The sequence below is a fragment of the Caballeronia arvi genome (assembly GCF_001544695.2).
Classification (GTDB): Bacteria; Pseudomonadota; Gammaproteobacteria; order Burkholderiales; family Burkholderiaceae; genus Caballeronia; species Caballeronia arvi.
Genome location: NZ_FCOM02000015.1, coordinates 102,372 through 118,090, shown reverse-complemented (window position 1 = coordinate 118,090; position 15,719 = coordinate 102,372). Strand labels below are relative to the sequence as shown.

At 63.6% G+C, this 15,719-nt stretch carries 20 protein-coding genes and 1 riboswitch; of the genes, 10 read left to right on the top strand and 10 right to left on the bottom strand.

Going from position 1 to position 15,719, the window contains the following annotated elements:
• Window positions 1-63 precede the first annotated feature (63 nt).
• A riboswitch (ZMP/ZTP riboswitch) is annotated at window positions 64-162 on the top strand.
• Window positions 163-328: 166 nt separating this feature from the next.
• The 7 genes from glyA to AWB74_RS18970 all read left to right on the top strand — a co-directional run bounded on the left by glyA (window position 329) and on the right by AWB74_RS18970 (window position 4,836).
• The gene (glyA, locus tag AWB74_RS19000; RefSeq protein ID WP_061148278.1) at window positions 329-1,576 is read left to right on the top strand and encodes a serine hydroxymethyltransferase; all 1,248 of its coding nucleotides are present in this window, start codon (window positions 329-331) and stop codon (window positions 1,574-1,576) included.
• 18 nt (window positions 1,577-1,594) lie between these two features.
• Window positions 1,595-2,077, top strand: a complete 483-nt coding sequence (gene nrdR / locus AWB74_RS18995; RefSeq protein WP_061148277.1) for a transcriptional regulator NrdR — start codon at window positions 1,595-1,597, stop codon at window positions 2,075-2,077.
• A 157-nt stretch (window positions 2,078-2,234) separates the two neighbouring features.
• Complete coding sequence (locus AWB74_RS18990; RefSeq protein WP_061148276.1) at window positions 2,235-2,783, top strand: GspH/FimT family pseudopilin; 549 nt, start codon at window positions 2,235-2,237, stop codon at window positions 2,781-2,783.
• Complete coding sequence (locus AWB74_RS18985) at window positions 2,780-3,175, top strand: type IV pilus modification PilV family protein (protein ID WP_061148275.1); 396 nt, start codon at window positions 2,780-2,782, stop codon at window positions 3,173-3,175. The genes AWB74_RS18990 and AWB74_RS18985 overlap by 4 nt, the downstream gene beginning before the upstream one ends.
• Before the next feature lie 87 nt (window positions 3,176-3,262).
• Complete coding sequence (locus AWB74_RS18980) at window positions 3,263-3,880, top strand: PilW family protein (RefSeq protein WP_235024624.1); 618 nt, start codon at window positions 3,263-3,265, stop codon at window positions 3,878-3,880.
• A complete protein-coding gene (locus tag AWB74_RS18975) occupies window positions 3,877-4,362 on the top strand; it encodes a pilus assembly PilX family protein (RefSeq protein WP_061148274.1) in 486 nt (161 codons plus the stop codon). Before AWB74_RS18980 ends, AWB74_RS18975 begins: the two co-directional genes overlap by 4 nt.
• Before the next feature lie 9 nt (window positions 4,363-4,371).
• Window positions 4,372-4,836 (top strand): type IV pilin protein, encoded by a 465-nt coding sequence (locus AWB74_RS18970; protein WP_061148317.1) that lies wholly within the window; start codon window positions 4,372-4,374, stop codon window positions 4,834-4,836.
• Window positions 4,837-4,846: 10 nt separating this feature from the next.
• Here the strand turns inward: AWB74_RS18970 and AWB74_RS18965 are convergent, their stop codons facing one another.
• The 4 genes from AWB74_RS18965 to AWB74_RS18950 form a co-directional block, all read right to left on the bottom strand.
• Window positions 4,847-5,344, bottom strand: a complete 498-nt coding sequence (locus tag AWB74_RS18965) for a DUF3318 domain-containing protein (protein ID WP_061148273.1) — start codon at window positions 5,342-5,344, stop codon at window positions 4,847-4,849.
• 20 nt (window positions 5,345-5,364) lie between these two features.
• Window positions 5,365-5,745, bottom strand: coding sequence for a phage holin family protein (locus AWB74_RS18960; protein ID WP_061148272.1), 381 nt, complete (start codon window positions 5,743-5,745; stop codon window positions 5,365-5,367).
• A 181-nt stretch (window positions 5,746-5,926) separates the two neighbouring features.
• A complete protein-coding gene (locus tag AWB74_RS18955) occupies window positions 5,927-6,229 on the bottom strand; it encodes a DUF883 family protein (RefSeq protein ID WP_061122567.1) in 303 nt (100 codons plus the stop codon).
• A 264-nt stretch (window positions 6,230-6,493) separates the two neighbouring features.
• On the bottom strand, window positions 6,494-7,684 hold the full coding sequence (locus AWB74_RS18950) for an acyl-CoA dehydrogenase (RefSeq protein ID WP_061148271.1): 1,191 nt from the start codon (window positions 7,682-7,684) through the stop codon (window positions 6,494-6,496).
• 133 nt (window positions 7,685-7,817) lie between these two features.
• On the opposite strand from AWB74_RS18950, the gene AWB74_RS18945 reads away from it, so the two are divergent.
• A complete protein-coding gene (locus tag AWB74_RS18945) occupies window positions 7,818-8,606 on the top strand; it encodes an IclR family transcriptional regulator (protein ID WP_061148270.1) in 789 nt (262 codons plus the stop codon).
• A gap of 4 nt (window positions 8,607-8,610) precedes the next feature.
• Here AWB74_RS18945 and kynA read toward each other — a convergent pair whose 3' ends face one another.
• Genes kynA through kynB form a run of 3 tightly spaced genes read right to left on the bottom strand, consistent with a single transcriptional unit; the run spans window position 8,611 to window position 11,399 of the window.
• Window positions 8,611-9,480 carry a tryptophan 2,3-dioxygenase gene (kynA, locus tag AWB74_RS18940; protein ID WP_061148316.1) on the bottom strand — a complete coding sequence of 290 codons (870 nt, stop codon included), beginning with the start codon at window positions 9,478-9,480 and terminating at the stop codon, window positions 8,611-8,613.
• A 14-nt stretch (window positions 9,481-9,494) separates the two neighbouring features.
• Complete coding sequence (gene kynU / locus AWB74_RS18935) at window positions 9,495-10,745, bottom strand: kynureninase (RefSeq protein ID WP_061148315.1); 1,251 nt, start codon at window positions 10,743-10,745, stop codon at window positions 9,495-9,497.
• A gap of 27 nt (window positions 10,746-10,772) precedes the next feature.
• A complete protein-coding gene (gene kynB / locus AWB74_RS18930) occupies window positions 10,773-11,399 on the bottom strand; it encodes an arylformamidase (protein ID WP_061148269.1) in 627 nt (208 codons plus the stop codon).
• A gap of 133 nt (window positions 11,400-11,532) precedes the next feature.
• On the opposite strand from kynB, the gene AWB74_RS18925 reads away from it, so the two are divergent.
• The gene (locus AWB74_RS18925; RefSeq protein WP_061122571.1) at window positions 11,533-12,036 is read left to right on the top strand and encodes an Lrp/AsnC family transcriptional regulator; all 504 of its coding nucleotides are present in this window, start codon (window positions 11,533-11,535) and stop codon (window positions 12,034-12,036) included.
• Between the two features lies 1 nt (window position 12,037).
• Here the strand turns inward: AWB74_RS18925 and AWB74_RS18920 are convergent, their stop codons facing one another.
• Window positions 12,038-12,550: a flavin reductase family protein gene (locus AWB74_RS18920; RefSeq protein WP_061148268.1), complete on the bottom strand. Its 513-nt coding sequence runs from the start codon at window positions 12,548-12,550 to the stop codon at window positions 12,038-12,040.
• 290 nt (window positions 12,551-12,840) lie between these two features.
• On the opposite strand from AWB74_RS18920, the gene msrA reads away from it, so the two are divergent.
• Window positions 12,841-13,398 (top strand): peptide-methionine (S)-S-oxide reductase MsrA, encoded by a 558-nt coding sequence (gene msrA, locus AWB74_RS18915; protein WP_061148267.1) that lies wholly within the window; start codon window positions 12,841-12,843, stop codon window positions 13,396-13,398.
• Between the two features lie 16 nt (window positions 13,399-13,414).
• On the opposite strand, the gene AWB74_RS18910 is transcribed toward msrA, so the two are convergent.
• Together AWB74_RS18910 and AWB74_RS18905 are read right to left on the bottom strand one after the other, a co-directional pair.
• Window positions 13,415-14,491 carry a DUF72 domain-containing protein gene (locus AWB74_RS18910; RefSeq protein WP_061148314.1) on the bottom strand — a complete coding sequence of 359 codons (1,077 nt, stop codon included), beginning with the start codon at window positions 14,489-14,491 and terminating at the stop codon, window positions 13,415-13,417.
• The gene (locus AWB74_RS18905) at window positions 14,488-15,702 is read right to left on the bottom strand and encodes an SAM-dependent methyltransferase (RefSeq protein ID WP_061148266.1); all 1,215 of its coding nucleotides are present in this window, start codon (window positions 15,700-15,702) and stop codon (window positions 14,488-14,490) included. The genes AWB74_RS18910 and AWB74_RS18905 overlap by 4 nt, the downstream gene beginning before the upstream one ends.
• Between the last annotated feature and the right edge of the window lie 17 nt (window positions 15,703-15,719).

The following is a 15,719-nucleotide window of genomic DNA, read 5'->3' as shown; positions in this document are numbered from 1 at the left end:
GCGCATCGGGCTGCCCCGGCAGCCGGTTGCCTAAAGCATGACAGCCCATTACACTACAACGCTCAAACCCCGCGTGACTGGCGATAGAATCTTCGGATTCAAGGTGGAGCGACCCACCAGGAAGCGCGGAGCGTCGTTTTGCCGTTCGCCTGGGCAGCTGAGATCCGCACGCCGTTGCTGCGTTGCCGGTGGCTGTCCGTTCCGCGAATCCGGAATCATCTTCCATTCGTCGCGCCTGGACTCCATGGGTTTCCAGCGTTTTTTGCGTCTGCTTCAAACGTGGCGCACGCGCGATCCGGTCAACCTGTTTTGATCTCACGGAAAACGTATGTTTGACAGAGCCGAAAGTACCCTCGCCAATGTCGATCCCGAATTGCTCAAGGCGATCGAGCAGGAAAACCGCCGCCAGGAAGATCACATCGAGCTGATCGCGTCGGAAAACTACACCTCGCCGGCCGTGATGGCGGCGCAAGGTTCCCAACTCACGAACAAGTACGCCGAAGGCTATCCCGGCAAGCGCTACTACGGCGGCTGCGAGTACGTCGACATCGTCGAGCAGCTCGCGATCGACCGCGTGAAGCAGCTCTTCGGCGCCGAAGCCGCGAACGTCCAGCCGAACTCCGGCTCGCAGGCCAACCAGGGCGTGTTCTTCGCCGTGCTGAAGCCGGGCGACACGATCATGGGCATGAGCCTGGCCGAAGGCGGTCACCTGACGCACGGCTCGCCGGTCAACATGTCGGGCAAGTGGTTCAACGTGGTGAGCTACGGCCTGAACGCCGCCGAAGACATCGACTACGACAAGACCGAAGCGCTCGCCAAGGAGCACAAGCCGAAGCTGATCGTCGCGGGCGCGTCGGCCTTCGCGCTGCGCATCGACTTCGAGCGTCTGTCGAAGATCGCGAAGAGCGTCGGCGCGTATTTCATGGTCGACATGGCGCACTACGCGGGCCTTATCGCCGCGGGCCTCTATCCGAACCCGGTTCCGCATGCGGATTTCGTCACCACGACGACGCACAAGAGCCTGCGCGGCCCGCGTGGCGGCGTCATCCTGATGAAGTCGGAGTTCGAGAAGCCGATCAACTCGGCCATCTTCCCGGGCATTCAGGGCGGGCCGCTGATGCACGTGATCGCCGCGAAGGCCGTCGCGTTCAAGGAAGCGCTGTCGCCGGAATTCAAGACGTATCAGCAGGGCGTGATCGACAACGCGCGCGTGCTCGCCGAAACGCTGGTGAAGCGCGGCTTGCGCATCGTGTCGGGCCGCACGGAAAGCCACGTGATGCTCGTCGATCTGCGTGCGAAGAAAATCACGGGCAAGGCTGCTGAAGCCGCACTCGGCGCCGCGCACATCACCGTCAACAAGAATGCGATTCCGAACGATCCGGAAAAGCCGTTCGTCACGAGCGGCGTGCGTCTCGGTTCGCCCGCGATGACCACGCGCGGCTTCGGCACGAAGGAAGCGGAGATCGTCGGCAATCTGATCGCCGACGTGCTCGACAATCCGGAAGACCAGGCGACCATCGAGCGCGTGCGCACGCAAGTGGCCGAGCTGACCAAGCGTTTCCCGGTCTACCGTTAATTCGCGAGCCCAACGCCGATGCGCTGCCCATTCTGCCGACACGAAGATACCCAGGTCGTGGATTCTCGCGTGTCGGAGGATGGCGCGGCCATTCGGCGGCGGCGGCGCTGTCCTGCCTGCGACAAGCGTTTCACGACCTATGAGCGCGTCGAACTGGCGCTGCCGGCCGTCGTCAAGAAAGACGGCAGCCGCACCGAGTTCGACCGGCGCAAGATCGTCGCGAGCATGCAGCTGGCGCTGAGAAAGCGCCCGGTCGCAGCCGATGCCATCGATGCCGCCGCGTCGCGCATCGAGTATCAGTTGCTCGGCAGCGGCGAGCGCGAGGTGCAGAGCGAGCGTCTCGGCGAGCTCGTGATGAACGAGTTGCGGCAGCTCGATACCATCGCCTATGTGCGTTTCGCTTCCGTCTACAAGCGTTTCGAAGACGTCTCCGAATTCGAAGACGTGATCGATGAATTCCGGCGTGCCGCGCCGAAGAAATCGAGTTCGCGCAAGCGCTGATTCATTTCGCATCGTTTTTCTCCCAAGCCTGATTTTCCCGTTCGCTCGCGCAGTGTGCCGGGCTCCGCGCGGTGTGAACACTCGTCCGTTCGGCTAATGGCGGAGCGCATTCCTTCCCGCTAGATTGAGCTTTTCGGCTCAACTCGATCGATAAGGCATGCAGATGATCCGTGCTTCAAATCAGGGATTCACGCTCGTCGAACTGTGCGTGGTGCTCGCCGCGATGGCGATCATCGCGACGTTCGCCGCGCCGTCGTTTTCCGCATGGCAGACCCGCGATCAGGTCGACGCGCGAGCGCGCGCACTGTTTTCGACGCTTTCCCTCGGCCGCGCCGAAGCCGTGCGACGCGGCGCGCGCGTGACGCTCTGCCGGATCGACGCGTCGCGTCATTGCCTCGCGGCGGGACGAAGCTGCGAGAACGGCGTCACCGACTGGTCGTGTGGATGGGCCTTGTTTGTCGACCACGATGGCTCGCCGGCCCTGCTGCGCATTCAGCCGTCGATGACTTCGGTCTCTATAGCGGGGACGTCGACGGAACTGTCGTTCACGCCGCCATCGGGGCAAGTGATCGGCGGATTTCGCAGTTTCGATTTCGCGCCGCGCGGCGCCGGACCCGCCGCGAATCCGGCGTCACGCCGATGCCTCCGGCTCGCGGCAGGCGGGCGGGCGCGCATGACGCAGGGCGCCTGCGGAGCGTCGGCATGAAGCGGACTCTCTGGAACGGGCAACGCGGCGATTCGCTGATCGAAGTGATGATCGCGCTTTCGCTCGCGGCGGTCACCGCGCTCGGAATCGTCGCCATGCAAAGTGCGCTCGCACGCGGCGAACGGGCGGCGTTGCTGCGAGAACGCGCGTCGCTCGTCGTCGATTCGATCGCGGAAGGCGTGCGCAGCAATGCGGACCGCGCGGCGGTCGTGTCGCAATGGCAGACGCGGGTGGCGTCGATGCTTCCGTCGGGAGAAATCGCGATAACCGATCGCGCCGATGGCGTCTACGTCGCGACCGTGAGCTGGCGCGCGGAAGACCGGTCCGATCCATGCCCCGAGCCGCAAGCGAAGCCGCTCACGTCATGCGTTGCGGTGGCGTTCGCACGATGACTGTCGCTCTATCGCGCACAACGCGCCGCGTTCGAACGCGCTGCCGATGCCGCGCGCATTCACGACGCCGCTTCGAGCGCGCTCGACATGCTCGGCCAGCAGATCCAGATGGCGGGATTCGCGTCGGGTCACGATAAAACCGCGAGCGTCGAAGCGCCGATCTTCGGCTGCGCGCAAGGCCGGGTCGTCGGCGTGGAAACGGCCGCATCGTGCGAGTCGCTCACCGGCCGCTCCGACGGCGTGCAGCTGCGATACGCCGCCGATGCCGTGTCGACATGGCCATCGAGTTCGGGCGTGCCGACGGATTGCATCGGCCAGGCCGTCTCCGATCCGATCGTCACGAATCGCTTTTATGCGAAGGCCAGCGCTTCGACAGGCGAGCCGGAGCTCTACTGCGAAGGCAGCGGAAAACAGGCGCAGCCGATGGTCGAAGGCATCGAACGAATCCGTGTCACGTACTGGCTGACGGGGTCACCGTCCGCGCTGGATGCTTCGGCCATCGCGCGCGAACGCTGGCGCGATGCTTACGCCACCGACATTTGCGTGCTCGTGCGCGGCTTCGCGACGCAATCGAAGCGAAGAACGAACTACGTCGATTGCACCGGCTCGCCCGCTTCTGCCGATGACGGCCGCATCCGGCAGGCGTTCTGGCGGCGCGTCGCGATACGCAATGCGCCCGCGACGGCATCCGGAGGCGCGCAATGAAGCGACGTTCCCTCTCCCGCGGCGCCACGTTGCCGATTGTGCTCATCCTCGCCGCGATGATGCTGACCACCGCAGGTGCATGGCTGCAGGCGTCGCTCGTGGCGGCGCGCGCGACGGTCGCCGCGCGCGAACGCATTCAGGCGTTCCATGCAGCGGACAGCGCGCTCATCCGATGCAGCCGGATGCTGTCGTCCGCGCTGCCGGCGGCGGGTCCGTCGCTGAACGACGAGCCGTCGCGCTGGCGCCTGAAGACTTCGTTCGAAGGTGTGTCCGCTCCGGCCATCTCGCCGTTCAGCGCATGGCCGTACGCGCGTCGCACGCCGCAATGCCTGATCGAATCGTGGGCGGGCGCGTCGTATCTCGTCACCGCGCGGGGCTTTGGCGCATCGGTGGACTCAGAAGCGTGGCTTCAGCTTCGCATCGACGTCAACGATGGCGCCAGCACGCAACACTGGCGGCGCGTCGCCGCCAAACCGTTTTGAGGAATGGGCATGAACCAGCGCAACAAGGAAAGAGCCTTCAGCCTGCTCGAGTTGATGATCGCGCTCGGCGTCGTGGCGATCATCGCGGCATTCGCCATACCGATGTATCGAACGCATGTGGTGAAGGCGCATCGGTTCGATGCGGTATCCGCACTGATGCGCGCGGTGCAGTTCGTCGAAACGGCACGCCTTGCGCAGACATCGGAAAGCGGCGACGGCATCGCGCTTGTCGCCGGTCTCGATCAGGCGCCCTCGAATGGAACGGCGGTGTATCGCGTCGCGGTACAGCCGGAGTCGCAGACCAATGGCGGCTACGCGATCGAAGCGGCGCCCGTTGTGCCCGGCGCGATGGACGACGACGCATGCGGCGCATTCGTCATCGACGCGACCGGACTGCGCTGGAATCATCCGGCAGGCTCCGCCACGCCGCTCGATGCAGCGCAGTCCGCGACCTGCTGGACGGGGAGGGGATGAAATGCCGGCGTCAGAACACCGTCGGATCGACGGCGTCGTTGGAGGTTTCGGGCGCGGCCGACTTCATCTGCTGATAGATGCGCCAGCCTTCCCATCCGGCGAGCGCGAGACCGCCCCACTTGAGCACGGGCTTCGCGCTGCGCAGCAACCTCGTTCGCACCGGCTTGGTGAGCACGAGCGAGGCGACCGAACCGATGATCGGATACTGCTTGAGCAGCATGCCCATGTTCCCCGAACCGAGCAGCGAGCCGAGCATGCTGCCGATACCGCCCGGCGATGCGCGACGCTTGCCCCAGCGGCGCGATCCGCCGCCGCCCGGCATCAGGAAGCGCAGGAAACTGAAATGCGTGACCGACGCGCGCAGGTCGTACGTGGCTTGCCGCAGCTCCATGCGCTCGACATCCGCGCGCGCAATCAGCAATTCCTTGCGCAGCGCGCGCATGTGCGGCGTACGCAGCTTCTGCGTCTTGTCGCGTTTGGGCGTTCTGAAAGTGTCGTGTTGGCTCATGGGTAGAGTGCGCGCGGAGATTAGCGGAACGTGTCGCGGTCTTTGCGGAATTCGTCGAGCGTCTCGTCGAACATGTTCGGCGCGTCGCGCAGGTTGCTGCGCGCACGCAGGCCGCAGGCTATCGCGATCAGCGCATACAGCACCGTAATGCCGCCGAGCGCCTGCCAGCGATACGTGTCCCAGAAGAAGATGGCGATGAGTACGGTGAGCGAGATGAGCGCCATCATCGCGAGCATCATGGCGGCGAGCCCGAGGAAAAGCACGCCGATGAGCCGCTCTTTTTCCTCCTGAAGCTCGATGCCGATGAGTTCAAGGCGCGTCTCGAAGATGGCGAAGGCGGAGCTCAAAATTCGTCGCAGCGGTCCGGGCGACGATTGCTGCTGTGGCCGTTCTGTCGTCATGGCTTGAATGCGAGAGGCGCGTTGGTGCCGCCTTTTTATGATTCCGGTCGGCGCGCGAGGCAGCCGGCCGGTGCGAGTGTCGAGCCGCGCGCCCGGGCCAGGCGCTCGCGGTTCAGTCCAACGGGGACCGCGACAGCATGCAGCTTAGCAATCTGCGGGCCATTGACTGAGGAACGCCCGATTACTTGCGGTTGATCAACAGGCCGATGACCATGCCGATGCCAGCCGCAATGCCGATGGACGCCCACGGATGCTCGTGCACATAGTCGTCGGTGGCGCGCGCCGCTTTCTTGCCGCGCTCGACCACGACGACCTGCGCGTCCGCTGCCTTTTCTTTCGCTTGCTTGAGACGCGTGAGCGCCGTTTCGCGCAATTCGGAAGCGCGTTCACCGGTGGCGGTAGCAGCTTGCTTCAAAAGGTCTTCGGCGTCAGCGAGAACGGTTTTGATGTCCGACATGAATCGCTCCTTATTGATTTCTGACATTAAAGGCTCCAATCGGTAAGGCTACGCGAATGGTAACCAAAGATGGGATCGCCGACGAGGAAGCTTAAGTCATGTAACGCGGACTGTCGCAGATTCCGTACCAGTCGCGCGCGCCATGTGCGACGGCGCAATGCCTCGTCATGCATCGACATCGTTGCAGATGGATACGATCTGACCCGTAAAAGTTTCAGGCGCGCATCGAAAGTTACAAGAACAAAGGGCCGGCACATCGGTGCCGGCCCTTTCGGTTTGAATGAAGCCTGTTCAGAAAAACGCCTGAATGCCCGTCTGCGCGCGGCCCAGAATCAGCGCGTGAATATCGTGCGTGCCTTCGTACGTGTTCACCACTTCGAGGTTCACCAGATGACGCGCGACGCCGAACTCGTCGGAGATACCGTTGCCGCCGAGCATGTCGCGCGCGAGCCGTGCGATGTCGAGCGCCTTGCCGCACGAATTGCGTTTCATGATCGACGTGATCTCGACGGCCGCCGTGCCTTCGTCCTTCATGCGGCCGAGACGCAGCACGCCTTGCAGCCCGAGCGTGATTTCGGTCTGCATGTCGGCGAGCTTCTTCTGGATCAGCTGGTTCGCCGCCAGCGGCCGGCCGAACTGCTTGCGATCCAGCGTGTATTGTCGCGCCATGTGCCAGCACGCTTCGGCGGCGCCGAGCGCGCCCCACGAAATGCCGTAGCGCGCCGAGTTGAGGCAGGTGAACGGACCTTTGAGACCGCGCACGTCCGGAAGAATGTTTTCTTCCGGAACGAACACTTCGTCCATCACGATTTCACCGGTGATCGACGCGCGCAAGCCCACCTTGCCGTGAATAGCGGGCGCAGAAAGTCCCTTCCAGCCTTTCTCGAGAATGAAGCCGCGAATCTCGTCCTTGCCGTCTTCTTCGAGCTTTGCCCAGACGACGAACACGTCCGCGATCGGCGAGTTCGAAATCCACATCTTCGTGCCGGACAGCGAGAAGCCGTTCTGCACCTTCTTCGCGCGCGTCGTCATGCTGGCCGGATCAGAACCGGCGTTCGGCTCGGTCAGGCCGAAGCAGCCGATCCACTCGCCGCGCGCGAGCTTCGGCAAATACTTTTCCTTCTGCGCATCGCTGCCGAAGGTGTTGATCGGCACCATGACGAGCGACGACTGCACCGACATCATCGACCGATAGCCCGAGTCCACGCGCTCGACTTCGCGCGCGATCAGGCCATAGCACACGTAGTTCAGGCCCGGCCCGCCGTACTGCTCGGGAATCGTCGGCCCGAGCAGGCCCAGTTCGCCCATTTCGCGGAAGATCGCCGGGTCGGTCTTTTCATCGCGAAACGCCTGCATCACGCGCGGCTGCAGCTTGTCCTGCGCGTAGGCGTGCGCGGCGTCGCGCACCATGCGTTCGTCTTCGGTGAGCTGCTGATCCAGCAAGAGCGGATCTTCCCAGTTGAAACGGGCGGCGTCGGCCATGTGCTATCTCCTGATTTCATCGTAAAGCGCCGTGCGCTGATCGGGTTCCTGACCGGCCGGCGCGCGGGGCGCTTGACATGAGTTCCGCTAAGCGAAACAATGTTTTGCAAATCAATCCTGAGTCTATCATCCGATGCCGATCGACTCCAACCGAAATTCCGCGCCTCTCGTATCGTCGGAAGAAATCGATGAGCGCAAGTTCGTCGTCGCGCTCGCGCGTGGGCTCGATTTGCTGCGCGCGTTCCGTCCCGGCGAGACGCTGCTCGGCAATCGCGACTTCGTCGACCGGACGGGTTTGCCCAAGGCGACGGTCAATCGTCTCGCCTACACGCTGACGACGCTCGGCTATCTGCGCTTCGACGAACCCGCAGGCAAATACGCGCTCGACACCGGCGTTCTATCGCTCGGCTTCACGTTGCTGGCGGGCGCGGACACGCTGGAGCTCGCGCGCCCGCACATGCGTTCGCTCGCGCGGGAGATCGGCGCGGCGGTGTCGCTCGGCTGCCGCGACGGGCTCGACATGATCTATCTCGAAACTATTCGCAGCGAGACGGCGCTGACGCTCGGACTCGCGCCCGGCTCGCGTCTGTCGATGCTCACGAGCTCGATGGGGCGCGCGTACCTCGCCGTGCAGGAGCCCGCGGCCCGCGACGCGCTTCTGGACGAACTGGCAAAGACCGAAGACGCGGCGCAGGTGGACGCGGCACGACGCGCCATCGAAGACTTCGAGCGCGACGGCTGCTGCTACTCGTTCCGCGACTGGCACGACGACGTCAACGCCATCGCCGCGCCGTTCCGCGACCTGCGCAACGGACGCTGGCTCGTGCTGTCGAGCAGCGGGCCGGCGTCGTCGATAGGCGAGGCTTACTTTCGCGAGACCATCGGGCCGAAGCTGAAGGCGCTCGCCGCGCGTCTCGCGTAAAAGCTCAAAGCACGGTGCGAACGTGCCAGAGCTCCGGAAACAGCACGACATCGAGCATCTTGCGCAGATACGACGCGCCCGCCGTGCCGCCCGTGCCGCCCTTGAAGCCGATGATGCGCTCCACCGTCGTCACGTGGCGAAAGCGCCATTGTCGGAACGCGTCTTCCAGATCGACGAGCTCTTCCGCCATCTCGTACAGATCCCAGTGTTGCGACGGATCGCGATACACCGCGAGCCACGCCGCCTCGACGGACGGATCGTGCGTCGTCGGCTGCGTCCAGTCGCGATCGAGGCGTTGCGGGTCGATAGCGAAGCCGCGGCGCGCGAGCAGGCGGATCACTTCGTCATAGAAAGAGGGCGCTTCGAGCGTCTCGCGCACCTGTTCGAGAATCTCCGGCCGATGCGCGTGCGGCTTCAGCATCTGCTCGTTCTTGTTGCCGAGCATGAACTCGATCTGCCGATACTGATGCGACTGAAATCCCGACGATTGCCCGAGATACGGCCGCATCGCGGTGTATTCGGAGGGCGTCATCGTCGCGAGGACGCTCCACGCCTGCACGAGTTGCTCGAAGATGCGCGACACGCGCGCGAGCATCTTGAACGCGGGCGGCAGTTCGTCGCGATGCACCGCCCCGAGCGCCGCGCGCAGTTCGTAGAGCGCGAGCTTCATCCATAGCTCGCTCGTCTGATGCTGCACGATGAACAGCATCTCGTTGTGATCCGGCGACAGCGGATGCTGCGCGTTGAGAATCGAATCGAGGCCGAGATAATCGCCGTAGCTCATCGAATCGGAGAAATCGAGCTTGGCGCCGTGCCAGTCTTTCTCTTCGATGTTCGCGCCGTGGCCGAAAGGGCAGCCTTGCGTATTGCTCATGATCGACATTCCTCTCAGGTCACCGACGCGCGTTCGGCGAATTCGGGCGCGCGCCAGCTTTCGGTCGCGAGCACGTCGCGCAGGATTTCGACGGCGTCCCATACATCGACGAAGCGCGTATAGAGCGGTGTGAAGCCGAAGCGCAGAATGCGCGGCTCGCGATAATCGCCGATCACGCCGCGCGCGATCAGCGCCTGCATCACCTCGTAGCCGTGCGGATGCTCGAAGCTCACCTGCGAGCCGCGTTGCGCGTGTTCGCGCGGCGTCGCGAGCGAGAGCGGAAATTCGCCGCAACGCGCTTCGACCAGCTCGATGAACAGATCGCCCAGCGCCAGCGATTTCCGGCGCATCGACTGCATGTCGGTTTGCAGGAAAACATCGAGACCGCATTCGACGAGCGACATCGACACGATCGGCTGCGTGCCGCAGAGAAAGCGCCCGACGCCGTCGTCCGGGCGATACACCGGGTCCATTTCGAACGGTTTCTTGTGGCCCCACCAGCCCGAGAGCGGCTGCGAAAACGCGTTCTGATGGCGCTTCGGCACCCACACGAACGCGGGCGAGCCCGGACCGCCGTTCAGATACTTGTACGTGCAGCCGACCGCGTAATCCGCGCCGACGCCGTTCAGATCGACCGGCACGGCGCCTGCCGAATGCGCGAGATCCCAGACGGCGAGCGCGCCCGCGCGATGAATCGTCTGCGTGAGCGCGGCCATGTCGTGCATGTAGCCGGTGCGATAGTTGACATGCGTGATCATCGCGATCGCGGTGTTTTCGTCGATGGCGGTCTGCAACTCGGACGGATCATCGACGAGACGCAGCTCGTAGCCGCGATCCAGTTGCTCGATCAGGCCCTGCGCGATGTACAGATCGGTCGGAAAGTTCGAACGTTCGGAGACGATCACGCGGCGCTTCGGATCGCGCTCGTTCGCGAGCTTCAGCGCCGCCGACAGAATCTTGAAGAGATTCGCGGAAATCGTGTCGGTGACGACGACTTCGTCCGCGCCCGCGCCGATCAAGGCGCTAAGCTTGTTGCCGAGGCGTTTCGGCAGCGCGAACCAGCCCGCCGTGTTCCAGCTGCGGATCAGGCCTTCGCCCCATTCTGCAGCGATCACGCCGGCGGCGCGCGCGGCGGCGGCCTTCGGCGGCACGCCGAGCGAGTTGCCGTCGAGATAGATCACACCGTCCGCGAGTGCGAACTGGTCGCGCAGCGCGCGCAGGGCATCGTCGCGGTCGAGCGACACGGCTTCGTCACGATGTTTCATCGAAAAGTCCATATAGTTGGAGATCATTCAGGAAAGCGGACGCAGGACGGCGCGAACCGGGCTCGCATCGAGCGTCGAGAATTTGAGCGGGAGCGCGATCAGCTCGTAATCGCCAGGTGCGACGGCATCGAGCACGAGGCCTTCGAGAATCGCCATGCCGTGCGCGCGGATGCGCCGGTGCGCGTCCATCGTCTTCGAGTGATGCGGATCGAGCGACGGCGTATCGATGCCGATGAGCTTCACGCCTTTTTCCGCCAGCAAGTCGATGGTTTCAGGCGCGACCGCGGTGAAGTTGCTGTCCCACGCGTCGAGGGGCGCGTTCGTGTAAGTGCGCAACAGGATGCGCGCAGGCGCGTCGCCGAGAAAATCAGCGACGTGCACAGGCGTCACGAGCGGCGACGCGCCGATGCAATGCACGACGCGGCACGCACCGATGTAGGTATCGAGCGCGACTTCGCCGATCGGCGCGCCGTGCTCGTCGTAGTGCAGCGGTGCGTCCGCGTGCGCGCCCGTGTGCGGCGAGAGCGTGAGCCGCGCGACGTTGACGGGCGAGCCCGCCTCCATGCGCCACACGCGCTCGATGCCGACGCGCGTGTCGCCGGGCCAGACGGGCGTCGCGGTGTCGATCGGCGGTGAAATGTCGAAAAGTGTCATGACGCGCCCTAGCAGAAAGCGTGGATATGCGTCAAATCATAGTCGTGTCATCTCGAAAAGTGCTTGCGAAATAACCACCCAAAACTGTCGCGCTTAGAACATAATTCGATGAAACGGGCTAGGGGACTCAAAAATGACCGGCTTCACGCTCGATGCAACAGATTGCCGAATTCTGGCGGTACTGCAGGAAGATGGACGGATCAGTAACCTGGACCTGGCGGAGCGCATCTCGCTCTCGCCGTCGGCGTGCTTGCGCCGGATGAGGCTGCTGGAAGAGGAAGGGGTGATCGCGAGCTATCGCGCGTGTCTCGACCGCGAGCGGCTCGGTATCGAACTGGAGGCGTTCGTCCACGTCTCGATGCGCAACGACCAGGAAAACTGGCACGAGAAGTTCGCCGCCGCCGTGCGCGAATGGCCGGAAGTGGTCGGCGCGTTCGTCGTCACGGGCGACACGCATTACGTGCTGCGGGTGCTTGCGCACAACCTCAAGCACTATTCGGATTTCATTCTCTCGAAGCTGTACAAGGCGCCCGGCGTCATCGACATCCGTTCGAACATCGTGCTTCAGACGATGAAAGACGATGCGGGCGTGCCCGTCGCGCTGATCGAGCAGCCGGGACGCGGCCACATCGCGTAAGTCATTCGAGCGGTCCGAGCGTGTGAAAGCCGCCGGCCTGGAAGACGAGCGGCGCGACGTCGCTCGCATCTTCGCGCACGCCGCAGCGTTCCACTTCGCCGACGAAGATCACGTGATCGCCTTCGTCATAGCGGCTGCGGTTGTGGCATTCGAACCACGCGAGCGCGCCGTCGAGCACGGGCATGCCGGTATCGCCCGCCGCGTGCGAGACGCCGGCGAAGCGGTCGCCCTTGACTGTCGCGAAACGCTTGCACAATTCCAGTTGCGACGACGCCAGCACGTTCACCACGTAATGACTGTTCGCTCGGAAAACCGGCATCGACGCCGATTTCGTAGCGAGACTCCACAGCACGAGCGGCGGATTCAGCGACACCGAATTGAACGAACTCGCGGTGATGCCGATCAACTGGCCGGATTCGGTGCGCGTCGTGATGACCGTGACGCCGGTCGCGAACTGGCCGAGCGCGGCACGAAACGCGGTGGGATCGAAGTTCGGAGATTTGGCGCGTGTCATTTGGCAGAGTGTGCTACCGAGCCGGCCGCGCGTCGCGCTTCAGTCGGAAGGACCTTTTCAGAAGTCATGTAAAAGCGGGAAATTAGTTTCGATTCTATCGGAATCGGCTGCCGGTAGCCGCCATTTGCCAGCAACTCGCCAGCAATCGAGAGGGCTTCGGCGCGAGTTAGCCAAACCCAGTAAGCTCGAACTCATCGCGTACGCGTCGCGGAAATTGAAAAAATCGATGCGCGCATCCATATGCATGATCCGCGGCGTGGCCGCAAGCACTTGATGAGGAGTGGCGCTTTATGACTCAGAGTAGCCAAGAGAAATTCGAAACCGCGACGCTCGGCGGCGGATGTTTCTGGTGCACCGAAGCCGTGTTTCTCGCGGTGCAGGGCGTGGAGTCGGTCGAATCGGGCTATGCGGGCGGCCAGGTTGTCGATCCTTCCTACGAGCAGGTCTGTGAAGGCGATACCGGTCACGCCGAAGTGGTGAAGGTCGTGTTCGATCCGTCGGTCATCAGCTATCGCGAGGTGCTCGAGATTTTCTTCGCGACGCACGATCCGACGCAGCTCAACCGGCAAGGCAACGACGTTGGCACGCAGTATCGCTCGGCCGTGTTCACGCATTCCGAAGAGCAGCGCAAGACGGCGCTCGAAGTCATCGACGAATTGCAGCGCGAGGATATCTACGGCGGGAAGATCGTCACGCAAGTCGTGCCGCTCGACGACGACTACTATGCCGCCGAGGCGTATCACCAGAACTACTTCGCGCAGCATCCGAATCAGGGCTATTGCGCGGCGGTGGTCGGGCCGAAGGTCGCGAAGTTTCGCAAGAAGTTCGTGCACCGGCTGAAGGCGTGATGCGCTTCCAGCGCTTTTAGTTTCCTCGCGCGCGCTCGCAGTGTTCAGCGATGCCGCGCGCGAGCGCGATGCACGTGAGCGGCGCGGAGCCTTCCGCCTTGTTGTTTGCAGCGAGCACGACCGGCTGGCCCGCGATCGCATAGCGCGCGGCCAGTTCGGCGAGCGCTTCGCGGGTATCGATGTCTTCATCGACGATCTTGTCGAACGGCTCGTACTTCGCCTTCGCCTGTTCATAGCGAAAGCCGCTGTGCAGACTCCAGCGTACGACGAGCGGTCCCATCTTTTCTTCATCGAGCAGCGCGAGCGCTTTCGCCTGACGCCGCACGTCCGGCATGCGCGCGTGCACGCCGATGCAATAGCGCACATTCGCATCGCGCAATGCGCGGATGAAGCGCGGCGTGAGCATCACGGCGTCGCGAATCTCTACCGCGTAGCACGACTCGCCTTCGAGCAGCGGCAGCGCGTTCAGGAACGCGGACAGTCGGTCGATAAAGTGCGCCGGATCGACGATCATCGCATCGGGCAGCGGGGAGAACTGGAACACGAGGGCGCCCGCTTTCGCGCTGAGACCGCCGACGCAAGGCGTCACGAACTCGTCGATGGCGATTTGCGCGTTCAGAAACGCCGGGTTCTCGGCGTCCGGCGAGCCGCGCTCTCCGCGCACGAAGGCATCGGTGACGGAAGCGGGCGCCTTCACGATGAAGCGAAAATGCTCCGGCACCTGCGACGCGTAACGCGCGTACTCCGCGAGTGACAACGGCGCGTAGAACGAGCGGTCGATCGACACGCTTTTCAGAAGCGGATGCGCGCCATAAGCGGTGAGGCCGTCGCGCGAAAGTTTTGCGTTCGAATACTCGTCGCCGTAGACGATGCCGCGCCAGCCGGGAAACGACCACGTCGATGTGCCGAGACGGACCGTGCCGGGCAGGCGCGTCGCGAGCGTTTCGAGTTCGGGCTGCGAAGGCGCGGGCAGGACGCCGCGCGGCTTGGGTTGCTTTGCCGGCTTCACCGGCTTCGCAGCTTCGGTAGGAGCGGGGGGTGCGCCGAACAGATCGCTCTGTTCGGCCTCGGAAGAGTCGGGCGATGGATTCAGAGCGCCTTCTCGTAGAGATACCGCCGCGACCACGGCAATGTCGTCGCACTGCGGCCCGCCTTGCGGCAGACCACCTGATAGATCGATACATCGTCGTTTTCGAACGCATACGCGCAGCCCGCCAGATACACGCGCCAGATGCGGAAATGCTCGTCGTCGACGAGCTTCTTCGCTTCTTCCGCGTGTTGCTCGAACCGCTCGGCCCAGATTCCGAGCGTATGCGCGTAATGCCGCCGCAGGCTTTCGATGTCGATCGCCTCCAGACCGCCGCGCTGCATGCTTTCGAGCGCGAGACCGATGTGCGGCAGCTCGCCATCGGGGAACACGTATCGGTCGATGAACTCGCCGCCGCCGAGCGAGGTTTCGCCGCTATCGGCGTCGGAAGACGTGATGCCGTGATTCAACGCGACGCCGTCATCGACGAGCAGATCGCGCATCTTCGCGAAGTAGTCCGGCAGATTCTTGCGCCCGACATGCTCGAACATGCCGACGCTCGTGATGCGGTCGAACTGCCCCGGAATGTCGCGATAGTCCTGCAGGCGAATCTCGACCCTGTCTTCGAGGCCGGCGGCCTTCACGCGCTCGGTCGCGAGCCTGAACTGGTTTTCGGAGAGCGTGACGCCCACGCACTGCGCGCCGAACTTCTGCGCCGCGCGGATGACGAGCGCGCCCCAGCCGCAGCCGATATCCAGCAGCCTGTGCCCCGGCTGAACCTGGATCTTCGTGAGAATGTGGTCGATCTTCTTGAGTTGCGCGGTGTCGATGTCTTCGTCGCCGTTCTCGAAGTACGCGCACGAATACACCATGTTCTTGTCGAGCCAGAGCTGATAGAACTCGTTCGACACATCGTAGTGGTACTGAATGGCTTTTTTGTCCGACGACTTCGAGTGAGTGAAGTAGCGTCGCACGCGGGCGAGCTTGCTCGCGCTCGTCACCGTGCTCTTCGCAAGCGAATAGCTGACGTTGATGATGTCGGAGAGCTTGCCCTCGATATCGATCTTGCCCTTCACGTAGGCTTCGCCGAGGTTGTCGAGACTCGGTTCGAGCAGATAGGGCAGCGCGGTCGCGCTCTTGACGTGCAGCGTCACCTGCGGCGCCGCGAACTGTCCGAAATCGTGCTGCTGGCCGTCCCACAGCACGAGCCGCGCGGGCACGTTGGCCCGGTCGCGGACTTCCTGAACCCACTGCGTCAGCTTTTTCTCCCAGAACATGCTTGTTTCTCCGCGCT